The organism is Streptomyces sp. D2-8, from assembly GCF_023184515.1.
GTDB lineage: Bacteria > Actinomycetota > Actinomycetes > Streptomycetales > Streptomycetaceae > Streptomyces.
Genome location: NZ_JAAHBP010000046.1, coordinates 1 through 9,519, shown reverse-complemented (window position 1 = coordinate 9,519; position 9,519 = coordinate 1). Strand labels below are relative to the sequence as shown.

The 9,519-nt window shown below is 62.5% G+C and carries 6 protein-coding genes and 1 pseudogene; 6 read left to right on the top strand and 1 reads right to left on the bottom strand.

Annotated features, from left to right (window positions below):
• Nucleotides 1-115: pseudogene (locus tag G3I77_RS40135) on the top strand (IS5/IS1182 family transposase); the annotation flags it as partial.
• Between the two features lie 103 nt (nucleotides 116-218).
• Here the strand turns inward: G3I77_RS40135 and G3I77_RS40130 are convergent.
• Nucleotides 219-1,454, bottom strand: a complete 1,236-nt coding sequence (locus G3I77_RS40130; protein ID WP_248512349.1) for an IS701 family transposase — start codon at nucleotides 1,452-1,454, stop codon at nucleotides 219-221.
• A 101-nt stretch (nucleotides 1,455-1,555) separates the two neighbouring features.
• On the opposite strand from G3I77_RS40130, the gene G3I77_RS40125 reads away from it, so the two are divergent.
• The 5 genes from G3I77_RS40125 to G3I77_RS40105 all read left to right on the top strand — a co-directional run.
• A complete protein-coding gene (locus tag G3I77_RS40125; protein WP_248512347.1) occupies nucleotides 1,556-1,771 on the top strand; it encodes a hypothetical protein in 216 nt (71 codons plus the stop codon).
• A gap of 1,188 nt (nucleotides 1,772-2,959) precedes the next feature.
• Nucleotides 2,960-7,174, top strand: a complete 4,215-nt coding sequence (locus tag G3I77_RS40120; RefSeq protein ID WP_248512345.1) for a DUF6531 domain-containing protein — start codon at nucleotides 2,960-2,962, stop codon at nucleotides 7,172-7,174.
• The gene (locus G3I77_RS40115; protein ID WP_248512344.1) at nucleotides 7,174-7,857 is read left to right on the top strand and encodes a hypothetical protein; all 684 of its coding nucleotides are present in this window, start codon (nucleotides 7,174-7,176) and stop codon (nucleotides 7,855-7,857) included. Before G3I77_RS40120 ends, G3I77_RS40115 begins: the two co-directional genes overlap by 1 nt.
• 77 nt (nucleotides 7,858-7,934) lie before the next feature.
• Complete coding sequence (locus tag G3I77_RS40110) at nucleotides 7,935-8,693, top strand: hypothetical protein (protein WP_248512342.1); 759 nt, start codon at nucleotides 7,935-7,937, stop codon at nucleotides 8,691-8,693.
• A gap of 497 nt (nucleotides 8,694-9,190) precedes the next feature.
• Nucleotides 9,191-9,519: IS6 family transposase (locus G3I77_RS40105; RefSeq protein WP_248512341.1), on the top strand; the 329-nt coding region annotated here is incomplete at its 3' end.

Below are 9,519 nucleotides of genomic sequence, written 5' to 3'. Positions count from 1 at the left end.
CGGCTACCGTCGGCTCAGCCCCCGCTACGAACGAAATCCCCGCAACTACCTGGCCTTTCTCGGTCTCGCCGCCGCCCTGTGCTGCTACAAGCGACTCCTCCGCCTCACCACATAGGACACCGTCTAATACTCCAGCAGCGGTTCGTGTCCTGAGCTGCGTTTTCGGTAGTGGCAGCGGCGGGCGATGGCTTGGCGGTGTCTTCTCCAGGCTGACCAGTTCAGTGCGTGGATGACGGGATCGCGGTCGGCTCGTGGATAGGGCAGGAGAGCGTCCAGGAGTCGCCGGATCTCTGCCACGGTGAGCGGGACGGCGGCTGATCCGTTTCTGCAGCCCCCTTTGCCGCGCCGCCGCCCTGGGCTTGTGCTGCGAGTGCGGTCAGGACGGCGTGGGCGAGCATGGACAGGGTGATGTGCCGGTACCAGCCGATGTAGCGGCGGACCTCGTACTCGTCCAGACCGCACTCGTTCTTCGCGGCCTGGAAGCACTCCTCGATCGCCCAGCGGGAGCCGGCGATACGGACCAGTTCGGCAATCTCGATGCCGACGGGTGCGTAGGCGAGGTAGTAGGCGATTTCACCGGGGTCGGAGAGGCTGCGGCGGGCCATCACCCAGCGGTGATGGGTCGGCGGATCCGGATCGAAGATCAGGTTGGTGGGCAGCTTGGCCGCGGCCCAGTCGTAGACCCGTGGCCCCTTGGCCCCCTCACCGCAGGACAGCCGCTGCCAGGCATCAAGGGGTGCTTCCTCGATGAGCTGATCGATGCGCCAGATCCCGGCCAGGGATTTGATCTGCTGGGACTTGGGCACCGCGACCACGTAGCCGACGTCGAGCTGTTCGAGCAGGCGACGGAAGTGCCAGTCCTGCCCGTAAGCCTCGTCGGCGGTGACCCACGTGGCGGCCAGGCAGCGGCGGACGATGTCCCGGGCCAGTTCACCCTTGGTCGCAAAGCCTCGCTCGTCGGGGATCTTGGCCGCCCGGCAGCGGTCACGGTCGGACGTCCAGGCTTTCGGCAGGTAGAGCTCCCGGTCCACCAGAGCCCGGCCTGAGCTGGTGGCGTAGGCGGCGAACACGCCGATCTGACAGTTGTCGATCTTTCCTGAGGTGCCGGTGTACTGCCGGCCGACCCCGGCCGAGGTGGTGCCCTTCTTGATGAATCCCGTGTCGTCGATGATCAGCACACCGCCCGGTCCGAGCCGTTCGGCGACGTAGGCACAGACGTCGTCACGCAGGGCGTCCGCGTCCCAGACACTGCTGTTCAGCAGCCGCTGAAAGCCGTCGGGGGTGCGGTGACCCGCCCATTCCGCGAGCTGCCACCCGTTCTTGCGCGTCGCCCGCCCCAGCAGACCACGGACGTAGTCCCGCATCCGCCACCGCAGATCCGCCCGAGCGAACCTGCCCGCCACCCGAGCGAACACCGACTCCAACTCGCCAGCCCAGTAAGCGGCTTCAGTCATCCCCTCCATACCAGGACAACGACAACCACCAGCTCAGGACACGAACCGCTGCTGGAGTACTAACCCGCATGATCGCGGAACGGGAGGCTGCCGATGGCCCCGTGCCCACTGGCCGTGCCTCGTTCAGCGTGCGGATATGGGAGGAGCCCAACGGTGAATTGGCCGCCACGCTCACCCGCCGCAAGGGCTGCGCCGCGGTGACGCTGGCACTGCAGGCCGAACTGGAGTCGTTGCGCAAGCTGCACGACAAGGTCGTGACGCAGATGAAGGCCTACAACGTCGCTCGACAGCCGCGGACGAGGCGTAAGAACGACTGAGAGGGCAGAGCGGCGGAGCCGTCAGCTCGGGAATGAGTAGCAGCCAAGCGCCGCCGCCGGCAGAGGCGACCGAGGCCATCCGGCCCGGCCTTTTGCTGACGCGGTATCGGCTCTGGGCCGGATGAACACCGGCCCTGGACGAATTCGGCCAGATTTCGGAGAAGGGTCGGTCGCATCTCCTCATCCGCTTTAGTCCCAGAGCTCGTTCAGCGCAAGGGCAGTGCCTGCCACAAGGACATTCAGGTCGTGATATTACCTTCGGCCAAGTCGCCCGATCCCATTGTGACCAGAGTGCATACAGTGACCCGGCTCAAGACGCACTCCAGCTCTAAGTACCTTCGCTGGTACCAGTTTCATGATCAGCGCAAGTCGGCAGCATCCGAAGTGGATCAGTAGCGCTCGCTCGGCAAACCACTGCTGTGCTTCACGGTCCGAGCCGGCCGCTCACCTGGGGAGGTTTTGTGAGAGTTATCCGTTCCGTGCGCTCGCGGATCGTGGTGTCTCTGATCGTTGTGTGGGGCTTGTTACTAGGGGCAGTTAGTGCCTCGGCAGCAGCGCGCGAGCCGACGTCATCAGGACGGCCCGCATCCGCACGTGCGGCCGAGAAGCCGCAAGCGGCAACGCGGCAAACACCGATGACACTCGACCAGCGTCGCAAACAGGTATCCGATGACGAGCGACGCAGGCACGCGACCTCCGCCCCTGAGCAGGGCTCGTCACCGCTCAAAAAGAGCCCCGTGCCGAACAGTCGAGGGGACAAGGAGCGTGACAAGCCAAGCGCAAGAAGAAACGCCGGGGATTCTGGCCGACAGGGAGGAACTGGAGCCAGTCGGCAAAGAACGTCGGCCGCTGCTGAGGTGAGGTTCTGGTACTCAAGCGATCACCTGGAACTGCTACGTTCCGACGGATCGGTCGTAGGTGTAAGCCATAGAGCCCCCCCGCCCCGCTTACGAGACGAAGGGGTACGTTCCGAAGGACGGCGAGAAGCTGACCTTACGCACACAGGCCTACTATCAGACCAACGAGTCCGGGCCGTTCGAAGAACTTGATCACGGGCTGCAAGACATCGAGATACGCGTCGGATACACGTGTGGTGCCGGGCTGAAGCCCACAACGCGATGGGCATCGGATCCATTTAAGGTGAAGACCCCATGGTGGGGGCACTCCAAGGCTTTCAGAGAAAACCACGTGGGGCCCTATCCTGACCTACAGGCTGGCGGCGCCGTCAACTTCACGTTCACCTACGATGCATCTCAGTGCGAAAACGCCGTCAAGCTGGACGCATTCCCTGACAACACTGAGCCGTGGCTGAACTTCAACATCCAGAGCCGTCTGGAGAACGGCAACTGGCCCGATAGCACGGGCGGTTCCGCCGTCAACATCACGACTCGCGCACTGGCAAGCATCGAATCTGACCAGGCGTACGGGAGCTGCGACAGCAACACCGCCAGCGCCCCGCACTGCCAGTCCGAGGGCGGCCATCACGTCAACACGGCTACAGGCGCGTTCGGCCAAGTCGTGAGTGACGGTTCCCTGACAGGGGGATCGAATTTCGATTTCTCCAGAACCTACTCGTCAGACAAAAGCAACACAGAGCCCCTGGGCACGGGATGGACTGCATCCTGGGACGCGAACCTGAAGGTGGTAGAGAACGGTGATGCAACCTTCATATCAGAGGACGGCTCTCGCTACCCTTTCACCAAGAATTCTGACGGAACATACGCGGCACCCCTCACTTCACGCGCAAAACTGCAGGCCTCCGCTGACGGGTATACCCTTGAGAGCCAAAAGGGGGAAACGCTCAAATTCAACACTGCGGGGCGCCTCACCGAGCGCGCCGACAAGCAGGGGCGTACCACGTCGTACTCGTACGACTCCTCCGGCCGTATTACCTCTTCGAGAAATCAATTCGGACGCAGCGCGGAGTACATCTTCTCCGGCAATCTGCTATCGCAGATAAAGCTCTCGGACGGACGTCGCATTCAGTACGGCTACGAAGCGAACCGGCTGACGACGGTGCGAGACGCGAACGGCATGTCCGTCGAATACGGATATACTTCCGGGAAAATATCGAGCATCAAGGACGGACGCGGAAACTATGTCGTACGGAACATTTACGACGCATCCGGGAGAGTTTCTGAGCAAACAGACCCCCTCGGCGAGAAAACCAAATTCTCCTATGCTGGCAACGAAACCGACGTCACCATGCCTGACGGAGGTGTCTGGACTGACCTATACAGCGTCGGAAACGTCCTACTAAGCAAGTACGACCCGTTCGGCAACAAAACATCATTCCAGTACACCTATCAGCTTGCCCTGCTGCGCAGCACAGACGCCTTGGGTAACGCCGTGACCGTAGATACGGACGCACGTGCGCGAATTTATCGAATCCGTTGGCCGCTACACCAGGAGCTGTGGAGCCATAGGTCGAATGGTGACCTCTCCAGCTACACGAATGCACACAAGAAGTCGTCCGACTACTCTTACGACGCCAATCATCGACTGACCAAGTCCGTCGACCCGCTCGACAAAGCAACGAGCTACAGCTACACAGCTCAGAGTCAACTCGAGACCATCACGGATCCGCTTGGCAAGACAACAAGGTTCGGCTACGACAGTGCCGGCAACCAGACTTCGAAGACTCTCCCGGATGGAGCGCGACAGTCCTGGACCTTTGACGCTGTCGGCCGCATTACCAGTGCTACCGATCCTCGTGGAAATGCTGCAGGGGCGGATCCGGGGAAGTTCACAACCAAGTATGGATACGACGACGCGGGTCGGCTGACATCGACAGTCGACACCAAGGGCAACACCACGCGCAGCACCTACGACGAAGTAGGCAACCTGGCCACCGTCACAGACGCTGCAGGCAAGACCACGAGCTTCACCTATGACGCAGCGAATCGCCTGACCGAAATGAAGGACACTGCAGGTCACGTCTCTAAGACGACATACGACGTCATGGGCAACGTGGCCTCGCGGTCCGACGCATCCAGCGCTAAGACGACATACACCTACGACAAGGCTGGCCGCCTCCTGAGCATGACGACCCCCAGGGGCAACGTCACGGGCGCCGATGCTGCAAAGTTCACCTGGAAGTACGGCTACGACAAGGTTGGCAACCAGACCACGGTGACCGACCCACTCGGGAACACCACCAAGACAGACTATGACGCCGAGTACCGACCGATCACCGTCACCGACCCACTCGGACGGCTCCGCAAGACGGACTACGACGGTGAAGGCAACGTCACTAAGGTCACCGACGCGCTAGGCGGATCGACCGTCAACACCTACAACGCAGGTAATCAACTCCTCACCACCACGGACCGTGGTGGCAAGACGGTCACCTACACCTACGACGACAACGGCAACCTCGTCTCCGAGACGACGCCGCTGGGCAGCAAGACAACCTACGCCTACTACGACAACGGCCGACTGGCCACCACCGTCGAGCCGCGCGGCAACGTCTCAGGAGCCGACCCGGCCCAGTACACGTGGAAAACCGCATACGATGCGGCCGGCCATAGCCTGAGCCAGACCGATCCCTTCGGGGTCAAAACCTTCACTAACGCCTACGACGGCGATGGCCGCCTCGTCGAACGCGCCGACCCTCTAGGCAAGAAGACCGCCTACGAGTACGACACACGGGGGCAACTGACCAAGGTCACCGCCCCAGACGGCGGCATCACCGCCCTCGACTACGACACTCTCGGCAACCTGACGTCCCGCAAGGACGCCAACGGGCACACCACTACCTACGCCTACGACAATGCAAGCCACCTCACCAAGATCACCGATCCACTAGGCCGCGCTACCTCGTTCGGGTACGACCCCGACGGCAACCGGACGAAACTTACTAACGCCCGTGGGCAGACCGTCACGCACGCCTACGATGCGCGCAACCTGCCGACAGCGACCTCGTACTCAGACGGCACGCCCAGCGTCAGCTACACCTACGACGCCACCGCGCAGCCCAAGACGATCAAGGATGGCACCGGCACCCGAACGGTCACCTACGACGACGAAGGACGGCCGCTCACCATCACCTCGCCGGGTGTGACCAACCCGTTCAAGTACGCATACAACAGGAACGGGTCGGTCAAGAGCCGCACCTACCCTGACGGCCGGGCCATCACCTACGCCTACGACGACGACGGCCGCATGCTCAGCCAGACCGCCGGCGGGAAAACGACCAGCTACGGGTGGGACGCGGCAACCAACCTCACCTCCGTCAAACTCCCCACCACTGCCGCAGTAACCGAGGCACGGACCTACGACCGGGCGGGCCGTCTGGCCTCAGTCACACAGGGCACCGGCGCCCGCCACGTTGAACGCGACGACGCTGGCCGCGTAGTCAAGGACTTCTTCAAGGACTCCACGACAACCGGGCTCGCAGACCGCTACGCCTACGACGCCGTCGGCCGAATGAGCCGGGCATGCACGGACACCTCCGCCACAGCTTCATGCCTGAGCGGAACAACCGGCAGCACCTACGACTACGACAAGACCGGCAACCTCACTACCTCCTCCACCCCCACCAGCACCCGCACCAACAGCTACGACGCGGCAGATCAGCTCACCAAGCGCGTCGAGGGCACCGTCACGGTCGACTTCACCTACGACGCCGACGGCAATCTCACCAAAGACGCGGCAGGCGCTTACGCCTACGACCCGCTCGGCCGCCTGAGAACCGCAACGCTGGGGGCAGACAGCTACACCTTCGTCAACGATGCCGACGGCAACCGCACCGTCACCAACAAGAACGGCGCCCTGTCCCGCACCTCACGCTGGGACGTGATCAACCCCCTGGCCCAGATCGCCACCGACACCGGCAGCGCTGGTGCCCTTATCGCCGACTACCAGTACAACCCCGAAGGCATCGCCGAATCCCAAAACCGCAGCACCGGCACCTTCTACATGCGCCACGACCGGCAGAACTCCGTCAGCGCGGTCTACGACGCGGCCGGCAAGGAACACCACACCTACACCTACAGTGCCTGGGGCGTCTCCACCGGTAAGGCCAGCACCACCGACGGCCAAACGAGCATCTTCGGATACACCGGGCAGTACAAGGACCCTGTGCTGTCCGGCCGACTGGCTCTGCGTGAACGCAGCTACGACCCCGGCAACAGACGCTTCGCCTCACCGGATCCCGAGCATCCTGCCAACGACAGTCCCAACCAGTCCCCGTATGCCTACGCCAACAACGACCCCCTTAACCAGTCGGATCCCTCCGGCCGTTGCCCCCTCTGCATCAGCGCCGGCATCGGAGCCGTCATCGGCGGCGCCATCGAAGGAGGCATCTACGGCTGGCAGCACCGCAACGGTGGCTTCACTGGGGCGACGTCGGCAAGGCAGCCGGCAAGGGAGCACTCGTCGGCGGCATCGGCGGCGCTCTGATGCCTGGCGCGGGCAATGCCGCCGCCCGCTCTCTCGGCCTCACCGGCGGGCGCGCCCTGGCCACCTCCACAGCGGTCAATGCTGCGGTGGGCGCCGGCTACGCGCACACCGTCAACGAGGCATTCTGCCGCCCTACCACCGCAGCAGACCTGCTGATCGGCGCGGTCGGCGGCGGCAGCAGCAGCCTGTTTGGCCCGGCATTCAGCTGGCTGAAAGGCAAGTTCTTCCGGACTTCGCCCCAGAAGTACGGTCCTGGAGCGGCACACGCAGATGACCCGGCGTTCCGCGGCGGAGGTGCCTTCTCCCTGGACTCCATCCCGGAGGAAGCTGGCTTCAACTACCTCTACCGAGGTGTATCTGTAGAGAGTCCAGCTTTCGACAACGCTTCGCGAGGTATCGCAGTACCTCGTGGCGGCTCCGCCAGCATGAGGACCCACCATGACGGTAATACCAACAGCATCTACACCTCCTGGACGACCTCAAAGCAGACAGCCCTGCAGTACGCGCGTGGTGCTGCTGAAGGGCGAAGCGATTTGCCTGGGGTGATTCTTCAGGCGAAGCTTCCTCTGGGACAGCCGGTGTACCCCTCATTCATGATCAGTGATGATCTATGGGAAGGCAACGAAAACCTCGTGGAAGGTATAGTGCAAGGGACGAAGGTCTTCTTCGTGCCAGCGCCGTGACTTCCTGATCTCGAAGGTGGCCGCCCAAACAGGATCCGGCGGCCACCTTCTCTGTCCCTCAACAGAAGGTGAAGGCCTTGCCCTCCGCTGATGAGCTCAACACGATTTCCGCCGACCGCATAGTGGCTCTGTGCTCAGATCTCGCTGAAGCACGGTGGCCGTCAGCCCGGCTTGTGCTCGACCACTTGCAAGAATTTCCCACACAATCCGCTCGGCCAGCACGAACCAAAACGGCATCCCTCGCAGGAATCTACGAGGTCCGCCTGCGTCAAGATCCCGGGCTGACGGAAAGAACACTGGACTTGGCGCGCTTCGTTGAAACCCTGCATACCGCGACACAGGAGTTCGTACGTTTCTTCCCCATCCAGATGAAAGAAGGGCGAGCGCTCGTTGCTGCCACGGAAGACCTGCAGTGGCCATTGGCCTCCACTGTGGTACGAGGGTCCGGTGCGAGCCCTGAAGCGAGCACAGCGAGCGCGATCGGCACTCTTCCGTCAGTGCGGGCTGCCGAACATTGCGAAGCCCTTATTGGGGCGGGATGGCAAGCAGCGCCAGCTGCTATGGAAATGATCGCAAGCTCGCCAGCGACTGAAATCCCTGTCTGGCTTGCAACGCCTCAGACGCTGGCACAGCATTACACCGAACAGGCCAACGAACCCGCACAGCATATCGATGCGGACCGATTCGCTCAGGCCATGTCCGAGCGCAACCCCAGCGAAAGAATTCTCGTCTATCATCTCTTCGACCCGTACGGCTGGCAGATCACCTGCGCCATCACTGAAGATTCCAGTAACCCTATCGCGGCAACAGCTACGAAGAGGCAACTGTTTCGATAGAAGGCGCATTTCGGGTAGCTCTGCATCCCATAGATCGCCGCGTACGCGCAACTGTGGTCGTATGGGGCGGCGGTCACGACAGTTTCCGTCCGTGAGCGGGTCGGCGGATTAGATTGAAGTCGGTTGACACTTTTCGCGTTCGGAGTCAGCTCGGTGCGCCAACTGTTAGCGGCAAGGGGTCCAGCCCAGCTGCTGCTAGCAATCCGGCCAGATTTTGATTTCATGTGATATTCGCAGCCTGGTGGCGGTAAGCTTAACGAACGACTCAGCGGAAAAGAGGGAGAATAATGGCATTAGGGGTGCGACCCAAGGCATTCCTCGCTGCCGGTGGGGCACTGGTGATACTCGCCGGGGTTTGAGCACAAGCGGCCACGGCAGAGCCTCACAGTCAGCGACACCAAACCGTGCACAAGGCGGCGGACGATGTGCGCGGGCGCTGTCACGTTGGTTAGCTGGTGGGATGATCTTCTGGTTGATCGTGCTGGAGGGGGCTGTCCGTGGAGGCCGTGTCGCCGTCATACAAGGGGCACCGGTACCCGGTCGAGGTGATCTCCCACTGCGTGTGGCTGTACTTCCGCTTCCCGCTGTCGTTCCGCGAGGTCGAGGAGCTCATGCTCGAGCGCGGGATCGTCGTCTCGTACGAGACGGTGCGCCGCTGGTGCGCCAAGTTCGGGCAGCGGTACGCCGATTCGCTGCGCTGGCGGCAGCCCCGGCCGGGTGACAAATGGCACCTGGACGAGGTCTTCATCAAGATCAATGGAGAACCGAAGTACCTGTGGCGGGCCGTCGACCAGGACGGCAACGTCCTGGACATCCTCGTGCAGAA